20 protein-coding genes are annotated in these 18,508 nt (G+C 31.8%); 19 read left to right on the forward strand and 1 reads right to left on the reverse strand.

The window, feature by feature from the left end; all coding sequences use genetic code 11:
* The first annotated feature begins 97 nt into the window (after positions 1–97).
* From RSB60_RS00400 to RSB60_RS00410, 3 genes are all read left to right on the forward strand, one after another.
* The gene (locus tag RSB60_RS00400) at positions 98–1,090 is read left to right on the forward strand and encodes a Gfo/Idh/MocA family protein (RefSeq protein WP_332613819.1); all 993 of its coding nucleotides are present in this window, start codon (positions 98–100) and stop codon (positions 1,088–1,090) included.
* Entirely contained in the window at positions 1,059–1,847 is a 789-nt protein-coding gene (locus RSB60_RS00405) for an HAD family hydrolase (protein ID WP_332476025.1), read from the forward strand. The genes RSB60_RS00400 and RSB60_RS00405 overlap by 32 nt, the downstream gene beginning before the upstream one ends.
* Before the next feature lie 187 nt (positions 1,848–2,034).
* The gene (locus RSB60_RS00410; RefSeq protein WP_323380930.1) at positions 2,035–3,342 is read left to right on the forward strand and encodes a hemolysin family protein; all 1,308 of its coding nucleotides are present in this window, start codon (positions 2,035–2,037) and stop codon (positions 3,340–3,342) included.
* A gap of 54 nt (positions 3,343–3,396) precedes the next feature.
* Here the strand turns inward: RSB60_RS00410 and RSB60_RS00415 are convergent, their stop codons facing one another.
* Positions 3,397–4,785 carry a DEAD/DEAH box helicase gene (locus RSB60_RS00415; RefSeq protein WP_332613822.1) on the reverse strand — a complete coding sequence of 463 codons (1,389 nt, stop codon included), beginning with the start codon at positions 4,783–4,785 and terminating at the stop codon, positions 3,397–3,399.
* 105 nt (positions 4,786–4,890) lie between these two features.
* On the opposite strand from RSB60_RS00415, the gene mnmE reads away from it, so the two are divergent.
* The 16 genes from mnmE to RSB60_RS00495 all read left to right on the forward strand — a co-directional run bounded on the left by mnmE (position 4,891) and on the right by RSB60_RS00495 (position 18,438).
* On the forward strand, positions 4,891–6,213 hold the full coding sequence (gene mnmE / locus RSB60_RS00420; RefSeq protein ID WP_332613824.1) for a tRNA uridine-5-carboxymethylaminomethyl(34) synthesis GTPase MnmE: 1,323 nt from the start codon (positions 4,891–4,893) through the stop codon (positions 6,211–6,213).
* Positions 6,213–6,656, forward strand: a complete 444-nt coding sequence (locus RSB60_RS00425; RefSeq protein WP_323380933.1) for an RDD family protein — start codon at positions 6,213–6,215, stop codon at positions 6,654–6,656. Before mnmE ends, RSB60_RS00425 begins: the two co-directional genes overlap by 1 nt.
* A complete protein-coding gene (locus tag RSB60_RS00430; protein ID WP_332613826.1) occupies positions 6,635–7,408 on the forward strand; it encodes a TatD family hydrolase in 774 nt (257 codons plus the stop codon). Before RSB60_RS00425 ends, RSB60_RS00430 begins: the two co-directional genes overlap by 22 nt.
* A 133-nt stretch (positions 7,409–7,541) precedes the next feature.
* Positions 7,542–8,255, forward strand: coding sequence for a GntR family transcriptional regulator (locus RSB60_RS00435; RefSeq protein ID WP_323380935.1), 714 nt, complete (start codon positions 7,542–7,544; stop codon positions 8,253–8,255).
* A gap of 124 nt (positions 8,256–8,379) precedes the next feature.
* Positions 8,380–9,318, forward strand: a complete 939-nt coding sequence (locus tag RSB60_RS00440; protein WP_332613829.1) for a GNAT family N-acetyltransferase — start codon at positions 8,380–8,382, stop codon at positions 9,316–9,318.
* A gap of 1 nt (position 9,319) precedes the next feature.
* On the forward strand, positions 9,320–10,000 hold the full coding sequence (locus RSB60_RS00445) for a PIG-L deacetylase family protein (RefSeq protein WP_332490811.1): 681 nt from the start codon (positions 9,320–9,322) through the stop codon (positions 9,998–10,000).
* Entirely contained in the window at positions 9,994–10,884 is an 891-nt protein-coding gene (gene murQ / locus RSB60_RS00450) for an N-acetylmuramic acid 6-phosphate etherase (protein WP_323380938.1), read from the forward strand. Before RSB60_RS00445 ends, murQ begins: the two co-directional genes overlap by 7 nt.
* 11 nt (positions 10,885–10,895) lie before the next feature.
* Positions 10,896–11,384, forward strand: a complete 489-nt coding sequence (locus tag RSB60_RS00455; RefSeq protein ID WP_323380939.1) for a PTS system mannose/fructose/N-acetylgalactosamine-transporter subunit IIB — start codon at positions 10,896–10,898, stop codon at positions 11,382–11,384.
* Positions 11,385–11,399: 15 nt separating this feature from the next.
* The gene (locus RSB60_RS00460) at positions 11,400–12,179 is read left to right on the forward strand and encodes a PTS mannose/fructose/sorbose/N-acetylgalactosamine transporter subunit IIC (protein ID WP_323380940.1); all 780 of its coding nucleotides are present in this window, start codon (positions 11,400–11,402) and stop codon (positions 12,177–12,179) included.
* 1 nt (position 12,180) lies between these two features.
* Positions 12,181–13,053 (forward strand): PTS system mannose/fructose/sorbose family transporter subunit IID, encoded by an 873-nt coding sequence (locus RSB60_RS00465; RefSeq protein WP_332613832.1) that lies wholly within the window; start codon positions 12,181–12,183, stop codon positions 13,051–13,053.
* 28 nt (positions 13,054–13,081) lie between these two features.
* On the forward strand, positions 13,082–13,753 hold the full coding sequence (locus tag RSB60_RS00470) for a hypothetical protein (protein ID WP_332613834.1): 672 nt from the start codon (positions 13,082–13,084) through the stop codon (positions 13,751–13,753).
* Between the two features lie 160 nt (positions 13,754–13,913).
* Positions 13,914–14,234: a winged helix-turn-helix transcriptional regulator gene (locus RSB60_RS00475; protein WP_332613836.1), complete on the forward strand. Its 321-nt coding sequence runs from the start codon at positions 13,914–13,916 to the stop codon at positions 14,232–14,234.
* A 1-nt stretch (position 14,235) separates the two neighbouring features.
* Positions 14,236–14,604 (forward strand): VOC family protein, encoded by a 369-nt coding sequence (locus RSB60_RS00480; RefSeq protein WP_323380944.1) that lies wholly within the window; start codon positions 14,236–14,238, stop codon positions 14,602–14,604.
* Between the two features lie 45 nt (positions 14,605–14,649).
* Positions 14,650–15,180, forward strand: a complete 531-nt coding sequence (rnmV, locus tag RSB60_RS00485; protein WP_323380945.1) for a ribonuclease M5 — start codon at positions 14,650–14,652, stop codon at positions 15,178–15,180.
* A 74-nt stretch (positions 15,181–15,254) separates the two neighbouring features.
* On the forward strand, positions 15,255–16,838 hold the full coding sequence (locus RSB60_RS00490) for a GGDEF domain-containing protein (RefSeq protein WP_332613839.1): 1,584 nt from the start codon (positions 15,255–15,257) through the stop codon (positions 16,836–16,838).
* 25 nt (positions 16,839–16,863) lie between these two features.
* Complete coding sequence (locus RSB60_RS00495) at positions 16,864–18,438, forward strand: GGDEF domain-containing protein (protein WP_332613842.1); 1,575 nt, start codon at positions 16,864–16,866, stop codon at positions 18,436–18,438.
* The last annotated feature ends 70 nt before the right edge of the window (positions 18,439–18,508 follow it).

An 18,508-nucleotide genomic window follows, 5' to 3' on the forward strand; every position in this document is an offset into this window, starting at 1 on the left:
ATTTTTATGCATTAGGAGATGGAGCTGGATTTACTCGTTCTCTTTCTCAAGCTGCCGCCAATGGTTTAATTGTTGCGGACAGAATGACAGTGAAAGTATGAAAATTGGAACATTAGGTACAAGCCAAATCACACAACAATTTATAGAGACTACTCAACAAGTAGCAAACTGTATGGTGATTGCATGTTGTTCTAGAGAATTATCAAAGGCTAAAGAATTAGCAGAACGGTTCAATGTAGAAGATTTTTATAATGACTTCGACCAAATGTGTAAGGATGGTAAAATTGACACTGTCTATATTGCATGCCCGAATCACTATCATTATTCATATGCGAAAAAAGCATTGCTTCATAATTTGAATGTTATTGTGGAAAAACCATTTACATCAAACTATACAGAAGCATGTAAATTGATTGAACTTGCGAAATCAAAGAAAAAATATTTATTCGAAGCGATGCCTATTTTATACAGTAAAGAATATAAACAATTTAAAAAATATGTCTCTGAACTACAAGACATAAAAATTATAAATGCAAACTATAGTCAGCGGTCACGAAAATATGATGAAGTACTTGTGAATAAGATACCCAATTCTTTTGATATTAAACAATCAGGTGGAGCTTTGATGGATCTTAATATCTATAATATTCATGCACTAGTAGATTTATTTGGTGAACCAAAAGAATGTTTTTATCATGCAAATAAAATCGACAATGGAATTGATACTTCAGGTATTGCGATTTTATCATATGAGGATAAACAAGCGGTGTGTACTGCAGCAAAAGATTCAACAAGTCCTAATTATTTTGAAGTTCAAGGAAACAATGGATATGTAAATATTATAGGTGGAATAAATTTTGGTGAAACAATATTTTCATCTATACACAAAGAAGAAATTTTATACACTTTGAAGCAAGAAAGATTAAAAAATGAAATAGTGTATATTAATGAATTAGTCAATTTGAATGACCTCGAAATGTGTTATAGTATTCTAGAACATACTAAAAAAGTAATGAAAGTATGCGATAGACTTAGGGATAGCGCGGGGGTAGAATTTAATGCAGACAAAGAAGAAATATATATTTTTTGATATTGATGGAACATTAACATCACATACAAAAAGAGATTTCATAAGTGAATCTACATTACAAGCCATTGACCAATTAAAAGCAAAAGGACATTTCGTTTCACTTGCAACAGGACGATCTGTATTTCTTGCGAAAGAAGTAGCTCCACGTGTAAATATCAACAATCTTGTTTGTGAGGGTGGGAATGGATTAATCATTAATGGTGAACTCCATAGTTATGAACCACTTGATCAAGAAAAGGTAATTACAATTATTGAAAAGTGTGAAGAGGTTGGACTTTCTTGGGCAATCTCAAATGAAGATAGTCCAGTTGTATTAACAAAAGATAAAAGTTTTGTGGAACATATGACTAAAGTTCCATTTATTACAAGAATTGAATATGATGAAACATATGATTTTCGTAATGAAACTTCGGCACGTCGTGTTTTTATAGAAAACAAACCTGAAGTTATTCAATCGATTAATGAGATTAAGGAAATAGGTTTAATGGTTTATCATGGCTCATTATTTGGTTTAGTAGAGCCTGATGATAAATATAAGGGAATTAAGAAGATGGTTGAATTTCTAGGTGGTCAAGAAGAAGATATCATTGTGTTTGGTGATGGAATGAATGATATCAAGATGTTTGAGAAAGCAGCATTTAGTGTTGCCATGGGTAATGCTGAAGAAGAACTCAAGAAATTAGCATCTTATATTACTGATGATGCCGATAGTGATGGAATTTATAATGCTTGTCGTCATCTGCAATTAATTGATTAGAGAAAGTAATTAGATTATTTGACTTCTTGTGAAAAGTAGTTTATAAATATCTCATTGAGGAGATTACAATGGACGTCGACCCTGATGATTTGAATATGAAAAGTTAAAGAACATACAGAACTATAAAGCATAGTGTCTTTGTATGTTCTTTTTTGCATTTGATGTTAAATAAGGAGAAATATAGTATATGAGTAATCAATTAACCTTTCAATTATTGCTTCAAGCATTCCTGATACTTCTGAATGCAGTTTTTGCATGTGCAGAAATTGCTGTTATTTCCATGAATGATGCACGTCTTGAACAACTTGCAGATGATGGAAATAAAAAAGCTCTTCGTTTGAAAAAACTTACAAGCCAACCAGCAAAGTTTTTAGCAACAATTCAAGTTGCGATAACTCTTTCTGGGTTTTTAGGAAGTGCATTTGCGGCAGACAACTTCTCAGAAATGTTAGTCACATGGTTAACAGGTGTGGGTGTTGGATTACCTTTGGAAACACTAAAAACAATTTCGGTTGTGATAATCACATTAATTTTGTCATATTTTACACTTGTATTTGGTGAGCTTGTACCAAAGCGATTAGCGATGAAAAAAGCAGAGCAGTTAGCACTAGGAATGTCAGCACTTATCACTACAATCTCAAGTATCTTTGCTCCGATTGTTTGGGCTCTTACAGCATCAACCAATGGTATTTTACGTCTTCTTGGTATTGATCCAAATCAAGAAGATGAAGAGGTAAGTGAAGAAGAAATAAGAATGATGGTTGATATTGGAAATAAAAAGGGTGTTATTGATAGCGAAGAAAAAGAAATGATTCAAAATGTATTTGAATTTAATGATACAGAAATAGCTGAGCTTGCAACACATCGTATTGATGTACGTTATTTAGATTTAAAAGGAAGTCTTGAAGAATGGGAAAAAGAAATGATTCAAAGTAGATATACAAGTTATCCTGTTTGTGATGGAACACCAGATAAAATCATAGGAATTCTTAATGTAAAAGATTATTTTAGAACAACAAACAAGACAAAAGAAAATATTGTAAATACATTAATCAAGCCTGCTCAATTTGCCCTTGAATCTACCACTGCTGATATTTTATTCAAAAAAATGCGAACAACACATAATCATTTTACAGTTGTTATTGATGAATATGGTGGGATGTTTGGGATAGTAACCATGAATGATTTACTTGAAGAATTAGTAGGGGATCTTGAAAATGATAGTTTTATGAAAGATGATGAAGATATCGTAAAAATAGATGAGTCAACATGGGATATTAAGGGAAATGCAAGTCTTGAAGATGTAGAAGAAGCACTTGAAATAGATTTACCAGTTGATATTTACGATACATTTGGAGGGTTCATTTTTGGAACATTTGAAGAACTTCCAAAAGTTGGTGCTAAGTTTGAATTAGAAGAGTATCACATAAATGTTGAAATTGAAGAGATTAAACATTATCGTATTGAAAGAGCGAAAGTAACACGAAGAAATTAAAAAGTAAGTAATTGGTTATTTCACAATTAGAGAGAATATAGAAAAAGGTAGAACTCATTTAGATTTGAGTTCTACCTTTCTAGTTTTTCCTTTTATTTTAACGGAAGTTAAATCTTTTAGTATGGTTGGATCAATGTTAAGCAGTGTAACGGTAGTATAGTTTTCTTGAACATCAATAATCCCAATATTATCACCGCTAAGATTAGGTTGTGAACATAATGAACCAACGATATCAAGGTTTCTAATTTTGTCTTTTTTACCAGCACGAATGAAAAGAGTATAATTCTTTTCTTTAAACTTTTCGTCTTTGTCACTTTTCATGCGAGGTCGATTGAATTGATTATCAACGCAAATTTTTTTGATCTTATAAGATTCTGTTTCACTTTCAATAGTTTCAAATAAAGAAGAAGTATCATTATCACTTAATAATGTGATTGATAAACCAATTTCCTCTTTACGACCAGTTCTACCAGAACGATGAATGTAACTGTCTAAGGTTAATGGACAATCATAGTGAATTACAAGAGATATTTTATCTACATCAATACCACGTGCTGCAATATCTGTACAAACAAGAATTCGTGATTTACCTTGTTTGAATGATTCGATAGCTCTATTTCTTTGTTTTTGTTCAAGTCCACCATGGAGCATAGTTACAAGATAGTTCATATCCTTGAGTTGTCTAGCAACATTTTCAGTGTCTTCGCGAGTATTGATAAAGATACAGCAAGAATCAATTTCAATTGAATTGAGTAATGAAATTACAGTTTCGAATTTTTGATTAGTATCAATATGATAGGTTTCAATTTGTGAAGAGATTTCATTTGAAGAATCAAATTCAATTTGGGTTGGATTATTCAATCGAAGAAACTTGTATTGTGCTAGCTCACCTAGGGTTGCCGAGAACAACCATGTTTTGTGACGTGGTATTTGGCGAACAATTTCTTTAACCTGATCAATTAATCCTAATGTACTCATCTCACTTGCTTCATCTAGAATAAGTGTTTGAATATCATCAAGTTTTATGTTGTTTGATTCCATGTGGTCAAAAATACGACCAGGAGTTCCAACGATTACATGAGCTTTTTGTTTAAGCTGTAAAGCTTGTTTGTTGAAATCTTCTCTACCAACAAGACATACACAGTGTAACTTTTTGTATAAAGCTAAACGATTAAATTCATGTTCAATTTGATGAGCCAATTCTCGTGTAGGTACTAAAATAAGTGCTTTCGTATTATCATCGAAGTTAATTGCTTCAATTAATGGGATACAAAAGGCAGCAGTTTTACCAGAACCAGTTTTTGATTGGATAAGAGTGTCATTGCCTTCTAAAAGAATAGGCAAAGTTTTTTCTTGAATGGGTGTGCAAGTAAAATAGCCACAGTCTTCTATGGCTTGTAGTAATTGCGTATCTAAGTTATATTTTTTAAATTCAGTTTTCATAATCCTAAGTGTAAGGGGTAAACCCATATAGTGCAAGAACTATTACTAAGTAATTTATGAAAAAGTCTTTATGTGTTAAACTATAGGATAGAAAAGAGGTACTCTATGAATGACACAATTGTAGCTATTTCGACTTCATTACAAGAAGGTGCCATCTCAATTATTCGCTTAAGTGGAGATGATGCGATAGAAATTACAAATAAGATATTTAGTCGTAATTTGACAAATGTGCCTAGCCATACTATTCATTATGGAATGATTCATGAAGATGATGAACTTGTGGATGAAGTTTTGGTTAGTGTTTTTAGAGCGCCTAAAACATATACAAGAGAAGATGTTGTCGAGATAAATTGTCATGGTGGAATTTATGTTACACGTAAAGTATTGAGTCTGTGTGTTGCAGCAGGAGCAAAAATTGCTAGTCCAGGAGAATTTACGCAGCGAGCTTTTTTAAATGGTCGTATAGATTTAACACAAGCGGAAGGTGTCTTGGACTTGATTGAGGCTAATAATGGTCAAAATGCTTCAAAAGCAATCTCATCTGTAAAAGGATCAGTAACAAGATTAATTCAACCATTATGTGAAGATTTACTTGCGATTATCGCTCACATTGAAGTAAATATTGATTATCCTGAGTATGAAGATGTTGAGCAATTATCACAAGAGGTAGTTTTGCCACAAGCAAAGTTATGGTTGACACGTATTGAACAAATTATTCGACAAGCTCAAAATTCATACCAACTTAAAAAAGGAATTAACACAGTTATTTTAGGAAAACCGAATGTTGGAAAGAGTAGTTTACTCAATGCTTTGTTGGAAGAAGATAAAGCGATTGTTACAGATATTGCAGGAACAACACGTGATTTGGTTGAAGGTGTAGTTCAATGTAAAAACGTTACTTTGAATTTAATAGATACAGCAGGTATTCGTGATACGAAAGATGTTGTGGAAAAAATTGGTATCGAACGTTCATTAAAGGCTTTAGAACAAGCGGAATTGATTTTGGTTGTTTTGGATCAATCACGTGATATTGATGATGAAGATAAAAAACTACTTGCGTTAACAGAAGGAAAGAATAGAATTATTGTTTATAATAAATCAGATGTACAGAAGTTAAATGAAGGTGTACAAATTAGTGCCACAAGTAATGATATTCATGAATTAATTGATGAAATCAATCATCGTTATGAAACTCAAATCCATGATAGTAGTCAAACTACATTGAATAATGAAAGACAAATTGGATTAGCGATTGCAGCTAAAAATGCAATGCGTCAAGCGATTGAAGAACTTGAACAAAATGTTGAGCTAGACTTAGTTACTATTGATCTACAAGAAGCTTATACATCATTAAAAGAAATTTTAGGGGAAGTTAGCAGAGAAGATTTACTAGATGCACTGTTTAGTAATTTCTGCTTGGGTAAATAATGGATAATTTATTAGTGAAGAGGATATCAGCAACATTCATTGATATCGTTGTTGTGATAGTTCCAACAGGAATACTCTATGGGATTGTGCTTCTATGTAAACTTAATCCAGCGATAAAAAACTTTGTAGATCAAATCAGTATTTCGATTCAAGTATCACTTTTGTTTATGATTGTCTATTGTGTATATGATTTTGTATACAACTATAAATTTCATACAACAATTGGCAAAAATGTAAAAAAGGTTCATATAGAAACTTTAAAAGGGAGAAGAAGAATACCACCAAAACGTTTGTTGATTCGTTCAATAATAAAGTCAATTTCACTTTTTTCACTTTATGCAGTTCCTGCAGTAATTTCTGTGTTATTGATGACAAATGACTATGGTACTTCACTTCATGATAAAGCAGCGAGGACAAGTGTATGGGAAAATATGGTTGGTTAGATAGTCATGCGCATCTAAGTGATGATACGCTTTTTGATAGGATTGATGAAGTATTGACGAACTGTGATATTAATCATGTAGATCGTATACTTACAATTTGTTTAACCTTTGAGGAATTGGGAAAAGCATTTATGCTTCAAGAAAAAGATGCAAGAATTGATATTGCGATGGGATTGTTTCCAACAGATACACATCTTCATACCGAAGAGAATTTTAAAAAACTTGAAGAAGTAGCGAAAGATCCACGTATCGTTGCGATTGGTGAAATGGGATTAGATTATTATTGGGAAAAAGATCCAATTAAAAAAGAAGCACAAAAAGAAGTATTTAAGCGGCAAATTGAAATTGCAAAGAAAGTAAACAAACCAGTTCTAGTGCATTCAAGAGATGCAGCAAAAGATACTTATGATTTATTAAAAGAAATGAATCATTATGGTGTAATGCATTGTTATTCGTATAGTGTTGAATATGCTAGAGAAATAATAAAACTTGGCTATACAATTTCTTTAGCTGGACCAGTAACATTTAAAAATGCAAAAGAGCCTAAAGCAGTTGCGAAAGATGTGCCACTTGATAAATTACTTATTGAAACTGATAGTCCATATCTTACACCAGAACCACATCGTGGAGAAAAGAATGAACCTGCTTATGTCAAACATGTAGGTGAATATATTTGTGAATTAAGAGATATGAATCAAGAGGAACTCCAACAAGCTATTCATGAAAACTACAATCAATTATTTCTAAAGTAGAATTGAATAATTTATTTTATACTCGCAAATGGTCTATTACTTATTTATTTAGTAATAGACCATTTCATTGTAATCCAGGTATTCTTTTCAAGTTTATATTAATATGTTAACATGATAAAAAGAGGTAATTACTATGGAACAAAAAGTCTCGAAATACATAATTATTGAAAATGACATCATTGAGTCAATTAAGCGGGGGGAACTAAAACCAGGCGATAAAGTAGACAGTGAGTCAGTATTGAAGAAAAAGTATGGAGTATCGGCAATTACAGTTCGAAAAGCATTCAATGACTTAATTAATGAGGGATATCTCTATGGGGTACAAGGACTTGGAACATTTGTCACGAAGAAACAAATGATTCGTGGATTAACTTCAATTAGTTTCTCAGAAGAGTTATTACAACAGGGATATAAGATTGATATGATCATTGATTCAGTAGAAGAAGTTACAAATAAAGATATTGCAGAGATATTGCATGTAGATTCTGATTCAACTCTTGTTTGTGTCAAACGTGTTCGCTTGGCTAATAATGAAGCAATTGCTTATCATACATCTTATATAAGTACTAAAAAACTAAGTCTTGAACAAGCACAAACAATAAAAACAACCCGTTCCCTCTATAAAACGTTTGCGAAGTATAATCTAATTCCTACTTGGGTAAATGAAAATTATTCAGTAAAAGAAATTACTGATATCAATGTTCTTAACCAATTAAGTCTAAAGAAAGGCTGTCCATCTTTCTTTGTAAAGAGGATGACGTATGATTCAATGGATGAAATCATTGAATATGCAGAAACTTATTTTAATAAAGATTGGTATAGTGTAACAGTAAACATTAAAGCATAAAGGGCGTAAAGCTCTTTTATTTTGTATAAATTATGAAAGCGCTTAAAAAAGTATTGAAATTCTAATTAAGCTTCGTTATAATGTAAATACTTAATATGTTAACATGTTAACTTTGGAGGGCGATATGAAATTTACTAATTATACACAAAGCGTTGAAAAAGAGGTTGTGGAATGTTGGAATCGCTGTTGTACATTTGATGAGATAACTGTCGATAAATTCAGAAAACAAGCATTATTTGATGATAACTTCGATTCAGAACTTTGTTGGGTTGCGTTGGATCAAGACAAAGTATGTGGATTTGTAATGGCAACAAAACGCAAATTTCCTTATCTAGAAAGAGGACTAGAACCTGATCGTGGTTGGATTAACGTTATCTTTGTAGACAAAGAATATCGAAGACAAGGAATTGGCAAGACATTGCTACAACTTGCGGAAACGAAGCTAAAAGAACTAGGTGTAAAAAATATTACATTGGGTGCGTATAGTCCAAATTATTTCTTTGCGGGAATTGATCCAGCAAATTATAATGAAGCAATTCATTTCTTTAACGCAATGAATTATCAAGCAGGTGCGGAACATTATTCCATGGCAAGAGATTTGCATGGGTTCAAGCTTACAGAAAAAACAGAAAAAAAGAAAATAGAAGCTGAAGAAAAAGGATATATATTCTCAAAATTTGATTATTCATATTCATTGGAATTACTAGATTTTCTTAAAAATGAGTTTGGTGGTGGTTGGAAACGCAATGCTTTAATTGCAATGCAAAACCATCTTGCAGAAGATGTAATTTTAATTGTATTGAACAAGAATAAGAAAATATGTGGATTTTGTATGCGGATGATTGATGGAAATCCTATGCGATTTGGTCCTATTGGAATTGCGGAAGAAGAGCGTAATGCAGGTATTGGTGGAATTCTACTTGAACTTCAAATGCGTGAAATGAGTCGCCAAGGGATTTACCATATGTACTTTGTAACAACAGATGAACCAGGAAAACGTTACTATGAACGTCATGGACTAAGCGTATTTAGAACATTTATTGAATATAGAAGGGATATATAGAATGACAACATGTAAGAGAATTATTTCAATTGGAGCACATTCACTTGATGCAGAATTAATGGGTGGTCCACTTTTATTAAAATATGCAAAACAAGGAGCTCATTGTACTTGTGTTCATGTAACACAAGGGAGATTAGAGGACCCAAATGCAACAAAAGAAGAATGCGAACAATATTTAAATGAATTATTAAATCAAAATGAACGAGCAGCCAAAGCTTTGGGAGCTGACTCAATGTGGCTAGGATATGTTTCAAACTCAATGCCAACAACCGAAGAATTTCAAGCAAGAATGGAACAATATTTCAGAGATGAAAAAGCGGATTTAGTTATCACACATTGGAGAGGATCAATGCATCCTCGCCATATTAATACACATGATGCGGTTGTTCGTGCGGTAAAAAAATTACGCGAAGAAGGTAATCCAATTCGTCTAGTTTATGGAGAAACTTTTGAAGACTTAGTAGGCTTTATACCTCAAGCATACTTCACTCTTTCAGATGAGGAAGTTAATCAATGGTTTAGTGCATTAAATGAATACACTGTTTTCCGTGGGGGTGTTAATGACTTTCCATATCAAGCGTATTATCCAACAAATTTAAAAGTTCGTGGAATTGAATCCAATACAAATGAAAAAACAGTTTGTTACATGTATGCTAGTTTGATTGAGAATAAATTATGGTAAAGATTGATCATTTACAAACAGAGTCAAGAAATACCAAGACAATGGAATTGGATTTATTAAGCATTAAAGAAATGTTAACCATTATGAATGAAGAAGATTCAAAAGTGATTACGGCAGTACATGAAGCCTTAGATGATATTGAACGTTTAGTTCAAGTAGTAATCAAAGTATTAAATCAAGGAGGACGATGCATTTTTGCGGGTGCTGGAACTTCAGGTCGACTAGGTATTCTTGATGCAGTGGAATGTGTACCAACATTTTCTACAACAGATGAAATCATCGGAATTATTGCAGGTGGACAGGGAGCATTCATAAAAGCAGTTGAAGGAGCAGAAGATTCACCTGAATTAGCTAGAAAAGAATTGCAAGAACTAGCGTTAAGTTCAAAAGATATTTTAATAGCAATTGCAGCTTCAGGAAGAACACCTTACGCTATTGGCGCACTTGATTATGCCAAAGAAATAGGTGCTCATACAGGTTCAATCGCATGTAATAAAAACAGTGAACTAGCAAAGCATGCAGAGATAGCAATTGAAGTTGATGCAGGTGCTGAAGTGTTAACTGGGTCAACAAGATTAAAAGCAGGAACGTGCCAAAAGTTGATTTTAAATATGATTACAACAACATCAATGATTGGTATTGGAAAAGTATATGGCAATCTAATGGTTGATATGAAAGCAACAAACAAGAAACTTGTTGAACGTTCTAAGCGAATCGTTATGCAAGCAACAGGATGTAGCTATGAAGTAGCAGAGGACAGTTTAATAAAATGTGACTATCATTCAAAAACAGCAATTGTCATGATTTTACTAAATGTTGACGCAACTAGTGCAAATGACAAACTTGCACAAGCCAATGGATTTGTTAGAAAGGCAATACAATAGGAGGAAAATGTATGGCAAAAGTTTTTGTAAGAATAGACGATCGATTGATTCATGGACAAACAATTGTGGCGTGGTGTCCAACATTAGGTATACAAGAGATTATAGCAATTGATAATGATAGCGCAAAAAATCCAATGCTAAAGTCAATTCTAACAATGGGAGTACCTAAACAGTACACAACACATATTGTAACCGTGGAAGAAGCAAAAGAATTATTAGCAAAACAAAGCGATAAGAATCGTTTAGTTATTGCGAAAGTACCAAGTAAACTTATGGAAATTAAAGAAGAAATCAAAGGCTGTGAATCTATTATTTTAGGGAACATGGCAAAACGTGCAGATACAAATCACCAAGTAACAGGCGCAACAGGCATCTTTTTTCTTAGTGATGAAGATGTTAAAGATATCGATGAGTTAAATCAAGAAGGATTTAAAGTTAGTTTTCAACAATTACCAAATGCAGCAGGTACAAGTTGGGACACTTTTAAAAAATCAATATAAGGAGGACAAATTAATATGTCGATGATTCAAATCATTCTAGTATCATTATTTATTTATCTAGGTTCGATAGGGTCCATTGTTGGAAATACAATTGGATGGTATACCTTAGGTAGACCCCTTGTCGCTTCATTCATTGTTGGATTGATTATGAATGATGTACAAACTGCATTAATGGTAGGAATTCCACTTCAAATCATGTATATGGGGAATGTAACGCCAGGGGGAGCAGTTGCTTGGGATTTATCTTATGCTACCTACATTGGGACAGCAGGAGCATTAGTTTTCGGCAAAGGATTAGGGGTAACTGAAGTTATTGGATTATCCGTTGTATTTGCGGGAATTGGAGGATTAGTTGGTCAATTGGTATGGAATATCTCATATGCTGCAAACTTACCACTTAACCGTTTTGCACAAAAATATGCAAATGAAGGAAGAACAGATAAAATGTATATTCCTAACGTTGTATTAGGACAATTGATTGGATTTGCATGTCGTTTTATTCCAGCAGTAATCGTGCTTACATCAATGACAGCAGCATCAGGACAAGCTGATTTCGCAACTTTAATTCCATCATGGTTAACAACTTTATTAGGAACATTTGGGGGTATGATGGCTTCTCTTGGAATGGGAATTATCCTTTCATTCTTATTAAAGAAACAATATCACTTTGTTATTTTCCTTGCAGGATTTATCTTAGTAACTTATTTCAATTTAACTACAATGGCTGTGGCTATTGTTGGAATCATTACAGCTGTACTTTACTACACAGCAGTAAGTAGAAAGGAGTCTGTATAACATGACAACAATTAAAAAAATTAGCCCAAAAACATTGAAAAAATCATTCTTTACATGGTTCTTTTGGAACGGTTGTTCACAACAAGCTGAATCAATGTTAGGAATGGCTTTTGGTCAATCAATGGCTCCTGTAATTGAAGAATTATATGATACAAGAGAAGATAAAGCTAAAGCATTAAATCGTCACATTACATTATTCAATACTGAAGCACAAGTTGGATCAATTTGTAATGGAATTGTGTGTGGATTAGAAGAAGCAAATGCAAATGGACAATGTACACCAGAACTTATTGAATCAGTAAAAGTAGCGCTTATTGGTCCTACTTCAGCTATTGGAGATTCACTTTGGGTTGCGACAATTATTCCAGTATTATTAACAATTTGTTTATCAATTGCTCAAGCAAATGCATCAACTGCATGGCTTGGTCCAGTTGTTTATATGATTGCTTATCCAGTAGGAACATGTGCACTAAGCTGGTGGCTATTTAGAGTAGGATATCGTTCAGGTTTAGAAGGTATGCAAGGAATGATGGCTACAGGCAAACTAGATGCTTTAACAGATGCAATGACAGTATTAGGGTTAATTGTTGTAGGGGCATTAACAGCTTCGTTTGTAAGTGCATCTTTACCAATACAAATCGTGAAAGATGTCTTGGATGGTGCAACAGGAGAAATTCTACAAAATCAAGTTTTATTCAATGCAGATAATATGTTGAATGCCATTTTCCCTAAAATTTTACCATTAGGATTAACATTACTTGTTTATTGGTTATATGCAAAGAAAAAATGGTCACCATTAAAACTAATGGGATTAATTCTTGTACTTGCATGCCTATTAACAGCAGTGGGTTATTTAACAGGAGTTTATGCATAAAATCAAATAATGTTAAGAGGTGAGTAAAATGATTTATTGGTTCATTATTGTTGTAGTTATTTCTATTGTACTTGTATTCAATTTAGATAAACTAAGAAGAAAAACAACATTAGAATTAAGAAAGATTCTTTATCTAGATCACAACGTTGCTTTATATATATCCTTGTTGAATAATAAGCGATTACGCTTAATATATACTAAAGCAACAATTGAAATTTTAAAATTAGATGCATGGATTTTTCAAAATGATGATAACAAAATTGAAGAATCATTTGAAAACCTCAGTCATTTTCATCTCACAAAAAATCAAAAAATTGATATTGCGACGAGAAAGATATCTTATTATTGTTCAATTAATGATAAAGACAATGCATTAGAAGCACTAGAAGATATTAAGAAATTGACACAAAATAAAAAGAAGCTACATAATCTTGTAGAAGAAAGTAGTTTGATCGTGGATATTTATATTCATCATGATATCTCACGTAAAGATGATTTGCTTATCATGGAGAAAGAAGACCAAGATAAAAATCGAAAAGGCTTAACAAATTTTCGCTTAGCAAAATTAGAGTATTATCAAAATAAAAACAATGAAGTAGATTACTACCTTAAAAGAGCAATTGTATTTCTACAAGATGAAAAATGGCTTGAAATCGCAAAACAGTGTAGTGATAATCATTCCCTGTTAGCTAAGTACTAATAAGAAGTTTGACCTTTAATAGGTCAAGCTTTTTATTTTCTATAATCAAATATGGAATGATGAATTAATCGCATATTTTAAGTATCTTAATACAAAGAAATAAATCGATAAGTTAAGACCATTGTTTGATATAATAAAGGTAGAAAGATAGGTAGAAAACATGATTGTAAGGGAAAACTATACATGCCCATTAGAGTTAACACATGATATGTTAAAGGGAAAATGGAAACCGATTATCTTATGGCGATTACGACTAGGACCAACATCTTTATCGCAACTCGAGAAAGACATAAATGGAATCACGCAAAAAATGCTTCTACAACATTTGAAGGAATTAGTGGAGTTTGGATTTGTATTTAAAGAAAGTTACCAAGGATATCCCTTACGAGTTGAATACTTTCTAACAAAAAACCGTGGAGAAAAATTACTACAAGCGCTAAATATTATGCAAGAACTTGGAAAGGAATTCATGGGGGATTAATATGATAAAGAAGATAGATCATTTTGTAATTACAACTTCTAATATGAAAAAATGTATCGATTTTTATACAGGTTTAGGCTTTAGTGTTCAAGAATATGAATCACGAGTGGAATTATATGCAGGTGACTTCAAAATCAATGTTCATTATTTAAATCGTGAATTATCGCCACATGCAACACATGTACAAACAGGAAGTGCTGATATTTGTTTTGAGATAGATGATGTAATTGAAACATTCAAGCAAAATCTTGAATCAAAGGGATATACAATACATGCAGGTGTTGTTGGAAGAACAGGGGTAAAAGGTCAAATGAATTCAATTTATCTTTATGACCCAGATGGTAATTTAATCGAATTTAGTCAGTATTAAAAAGAAGGATTTTGGCAAGAAATAAAGCAAAGAATGGTGAGACAAATGAAAATAAAAGAAGTAATTGTTGTAGAAGGAAAAAATGATACGAATGTATTAAAAAGTTATTTTGATTGCGATACAATTGAAACCCAAGGGACACATTTATCAGAAATGACGTTAAAGCTAATTGAAGAAACAAATAAAACACGAGGCATCATTATTTTTACAGATCCTGATTCACCAGGAGAAAAAATACGTATGACAATTAATCAACGAATTAATGGGTGCAAAAATGCATTTGTTCCAAAAGAAAAATCTCGTACAAGCAAAAAAGTTGGAATTGAACATGCAGATAAAGAAACACTTGAAACTGCACTCGGTCAAGTGGTTACATTTGATAAAAATATTCAATCCGATTTAAGTATGAATGATTTTTTTGAGTTAGGGCTAACAGGTGCACCAGAGAGTAAAGATATGCGGAAAAAATTAACAACCAAACTAGGTATTGGAGAATCAAATGCAAAAACATTACTTAATCGTTGTAGAATGTTGGAATTAAAAAGACAGGATTTAGAGACTCTTTTAGAAAGATAATAGCACACTATACCAAAAAGGTTTTCGATGATTGCTTTTTAATTTTAAAAGCCATATAATTTTAAAAAGAGAGTGTGAAAATTGTGAAATATCATGACAGTCTTCAATATGAAGAATACATACAGATTCTTGAAAATATTGGACAGTATTCAGTAGATGTAAGAAGAAAAACATTGTCCTTGCTTGAAGAACAAGCAACAAAAGATAATGATATTTTTGGACTTGCTGTTGCAAATTTTCATTATGGCATTCTTAAATCACAAATAGATGATAATATTGACGAATCAATTGAATATGCAGAAAAGGCATTAGACTACGCAGGGCGTTGTGACAATGACTTTTTTATTATGAAAATCAATAATTTGCTAGGTGTTAATTATTCAAAGAAAACAGATTATTCTCATAGCCTACACTATTATCTACAATCTTATTATCATGCGACAAGACATCCAGAATATGGATACGAATATGTTGTATTAAACAACATTGGAAATTTGTTTGCATATCTTGATGAATATGATACTGCCGCAACATTTGTAGAATCTGCTTATGAAAAATACACAAAACAAGAAGACAAGAAAAGGAATGACGTTGCACAGTTAATTATTAATATAGTAGAGTTATATTCTTGCGCTCATAATTATGAAAAAGTTGATCACTGGACACAAATGAGAATTATTTCTTTTACTGATGTAGAACAAAAAGCTCTCGATTGCTTAGCGCTGATGAACCAAATAATTATTAATCGAGATAGAGCATCGAAAGAATGGTTAAAAAGAAAAATAGAAAAATTTATTGAGACTTCAAAAGATATTGGTTCCGAGATTTATATTTCTCGATGTTTGTTAATGATATTTGAAGTTGCGATTGAAAGAACAGATGAAGAAACAACGACAAAGTTAGAAAAAGAATTAAAAGCATGGCGAGGGCATACTCAACTCACAGCCTTTGAATTAAATTATTATGATAATTTAGTATGTTATGAAATGAAGTATAAGCACTCCATTGAAATTGATGAGACGATGCAACGCTATTATCAGATAAGTAAAAATACAATTCGAACAATGCAAAATATATATTCAACAAGTTTATTATTAGAAATTCAATTAGAAGAAGAAAAAGAAATACATCGAAGTGCACTGGAAGAAAAGAGATTACTTCAAAAGAAAATAGAACGAGATTCTTTTACAAATTTATATAATAAGGTTTATACAGAAATTAATATATCAAAGGAATTAAAGAAAATAATCGTGGATAGAAAACAAGCATTATTTGTAATGGATATTGATTATTTTAAAAAAGTGAATGATACATTAGGACATGATTATGGTGATATTATCTTATTGAAAGTTGCGGATATTCTAAGAGAAGTTTTAGATAAAAGCACAATTGTTGGAAGATATGGTGGTGATGAATTCGTACTCTTTGTACGTAATTTTAATGAAATTGATGAATTGAAAGATATTGCTCAAAGGTTATGCAATAAAGTTAGAAAAATAGAAGTAGATATTGATGATATGCCAAACATAACATTGAGCATAGGAATTGCGGTTAATCAAAAAGATCTAAATTTTAATCAATTGTTTAAACGAGCAGATAATGCACTTTATGAATGTAAGAAAAATGGACGTAATGGTTTTGTATTAGATGAAGATTAACGGTTGATAACAATGAGGTATATTGATGAAATATCATGATAAAGCAAAATATCAAAATTTAATGTTACTTCTTGAAGATGACAGCACAAGTGTTGAAGAAATGGAAATTGCATTGAACAAGCTTGAAGAGCTGGCAACGAAGGAGAATGATCTAGTAGGGTTAGCAGCCGTAAATTTTTATAATGCTTTAAAATACTCAGAGATTGATATTCCAAAAACAATTGAATTTGGAGAGAAAACATTGTCTTATGCTCAAGCAGGAAACAGTCAGTTTTTTGTTATGCGTGCATATAATTCCTTAGGGATTGATTATTCAGAAAAAGCAGATTATTTACAAAGTATGAACTATTATATCAAAGCGTATCATATCGCAACTAAAAATCCTGAATATAATTTTGAACCAACAATATTAAATAACATAGGAAATTTATTTGTTTGGTTAAAAGATTATGAAACGGCAATTAATTTTATTGAATCTTCATTTGAACAAGCGTCAAAAATACATGGTAAACTAAGTAAAAGTTTTTTACCTCAAGTCGCATTAAATATCATAGAACTTTATAGTTATAGTGAGGAATACAGTAAAGTAGATTATTGGAAAAGTGTAAATGTTGATATGGATGAAGGACGCAAAGAGGTAGTTGAAATTATATGCATGATGAATGATATTGTTCAATACCAAGGAGATATCCAAGGATTAGATGAAAAGATATCAATATATTTAGAACATGTGAAAAGAAATGATGACTTTATTTATATCTTTAGAAGTTTATTACGTGTGCTAGAATATTCAATTGATAAAGGAAATCAAGAAATTTGTTTGAAACTAATTGATGAAATGAAACAACGTAGAGAAAATTCAAGCTTAGCTATGCATGATTTGTATTTTTACGAGTGCCTGTACAACTATGATATTAAATATGTGCGTAAAGGTATTTCGCCAAGTAATAACTTTACAAAGTATTATGAGACAAGCAAAAGAATGAATGAAATATTAAAGACAGTATGTTCAAAAAACCTAATGATGGAAATAGAACTGGATAATGCAAAAAATCAGAAAAATGATATTTTGTTCGAACGAACTATTCTATTGCAAAAAGTAGAAAAAGATTCGTTTACACAGCTCTACAATAAAGTTTACATGGATGCCAAGATAAGTGAAGATTTAAAAATAAATAGGATTAAGTCAGAGAATAAAACAGCAGTACTTTATTTCATTGATATTGATTATTTTAAACGCATTAATGATACACTTGGCCATCAAAAAGGTGATGAAATTCTATTAGCAGTAACAAGTAAGTTATTAGAGTTTAAGCATGAGGGTACGTTGGTAGGGCGCTATGGTGGCGACGAATTTATAATTTATATGAGTGGTTATTTTGATTACGATTATATAGATAAGAAAACACAGAAGCTTTTAGATGAGCTAAAAATGATTGAAATACCAATTGAGGATATGGGACATCTAACATGTAGTATAGGTGTTGTTTTAAGTAAGACAACAAGAGATTTTAAAGCGTTATGTAAAAAAGCAGATCTTGCTTTGTATGAAGTAAAAGAAGCAGGAAGAAATGGGTATATCATAAAAGAAGACGTGTAATTGCGATTGTATAAAATGACTGAATAAGCTATGATATACCTACAAAAGTAGGGTGTTAACATGAACAAAG

This window comes from Anaerorhabdus sp. (assembly GCF_036657415.1).
Lineage (GTDB): Bacteria > Bacillota_I > Bacilli_A > Erysipelotrichales > Erysipelotrichaceae > Anaerorhabdus.

Coding starts and splice junctions, on each gene's coding strand:
- RSB60_RS00400 (WP_332613819.1), top strand. CDS start 98: ATGAAAATTGGAACATTAGGTACAAGCCAAATCACACAACAATTTATA.
- RSB60_RS00405 (WP_332476025.1), top strand. CDS start 1,059: ATGCAGACAAAGAAGAAATATATATTTTTTGATATTGATGGAACATTA.
- RSB60_RS00410 (WP_323380930.1), top strand. CDS start 2,035: ATGAGTAATCAATTAACCTTTCAATTATTGCTTCAAGCATTCCTGATA.
- RSB60_RS00415 (WP_332613822.1), bottom strand. CDS start 4,785: ATGAAAACTGAATTTAAAAAATATAACTTAGATACGCAATTACTACAA.
- mnmE (WP_332613824.1), top strand. CDS start 4,891: ATGAATGACACAATTGTAGCTATTTCGACTTCATTACAAGAAGGTGCC.
- RSB60_RS00425 (WP_323380933.1), top strand. CDS start 6,213: ATGGATAATTTATTAGTGAAGAGGATATCAGCAACATTCATTGATATC.
- RSB60_RS00430 (WP_332613826.1), top strand. CDS start 6,635: ATGGGAAAATATGGTTGGTTAGATAGTCATGCGCATCTAAGTGATGAT.
- RSB60_RS00435 (WP_323380935.1), top strand. CDS start 7,542: ATGGAACAAAAAGTCTCGAAATACATAATTATTGAAAATGACATCATT.
- RSB60_RS00440 (WP_332613829.1), top strand. CDS start 8,380: ATGAAATTTACTAATTATACACAAAGCGTTGAAAAAGAGGTTGTGGAA.
- RSB60_RS00445 (WP_332490811.1), top strand. CDS start 9,320: ATGACAACATGTAAGAGAATTATTTCAATTGGAGCACATTCACTTGAT.
- murQ (WP_323380938.1), top strand. CDS start 9,994: ATGGTAAAGATTGATCATTTACAAACAGAGTCAAGAAATACCAAGACA.
- RSB60_RS00455 (WP_323380939.1), top strand. CDS start 10,896: ATGGCAAAAGTTTTTGTAAGAATAGACGATCGATTGATTCATGGACAA.
- RSB60_RS00460 (WP_323380940.1), top strand. CDS start 11,400: ATGTCGATGATTCAAATCATTCTAGTATCATTATTTATTTATCTAGGT.
- RSB60_RS00465 (WP_332613832.1), top strand. CDS start 12,181: ATGACAACAATTAAAAAAATTAGCCCAAAAACATTGAAAAAATCATTC.
- RSB60_RS00470 (WP_332613834.1), top strand. CDS start 13,082: ATGATTTATTGGTTCATTATTGTTGTAGTTATTTCTATTGTACTTGTA.
- RSB60_RS00475 (WP_332613836.1), top strand. CDS start 13,914: ATGATTGTAAGGGAAAACTATACATGCCCATTAGAGTTAACACATGAT.
- RSB60_RS00480 (WP_323380944.1), top strand. CDS start 14,236: ATGATAAAGAAGATAGATCATTTTGTAATTACAACTTCTAATATGAAA.
- rnmV (WP_323380945.1), top strand. CDS start 14,650: ATGAAAATAAAAGAAGTAATTGTTGTAGAAGGAAAAAATGATACGAAT.
- RSB60_RS00495 (WP_332613842.1), top strand. CDS start 16,864: ATGAAATATCATGATAAAGCAAAATATCAAAATTTAATGTTACTTCTT.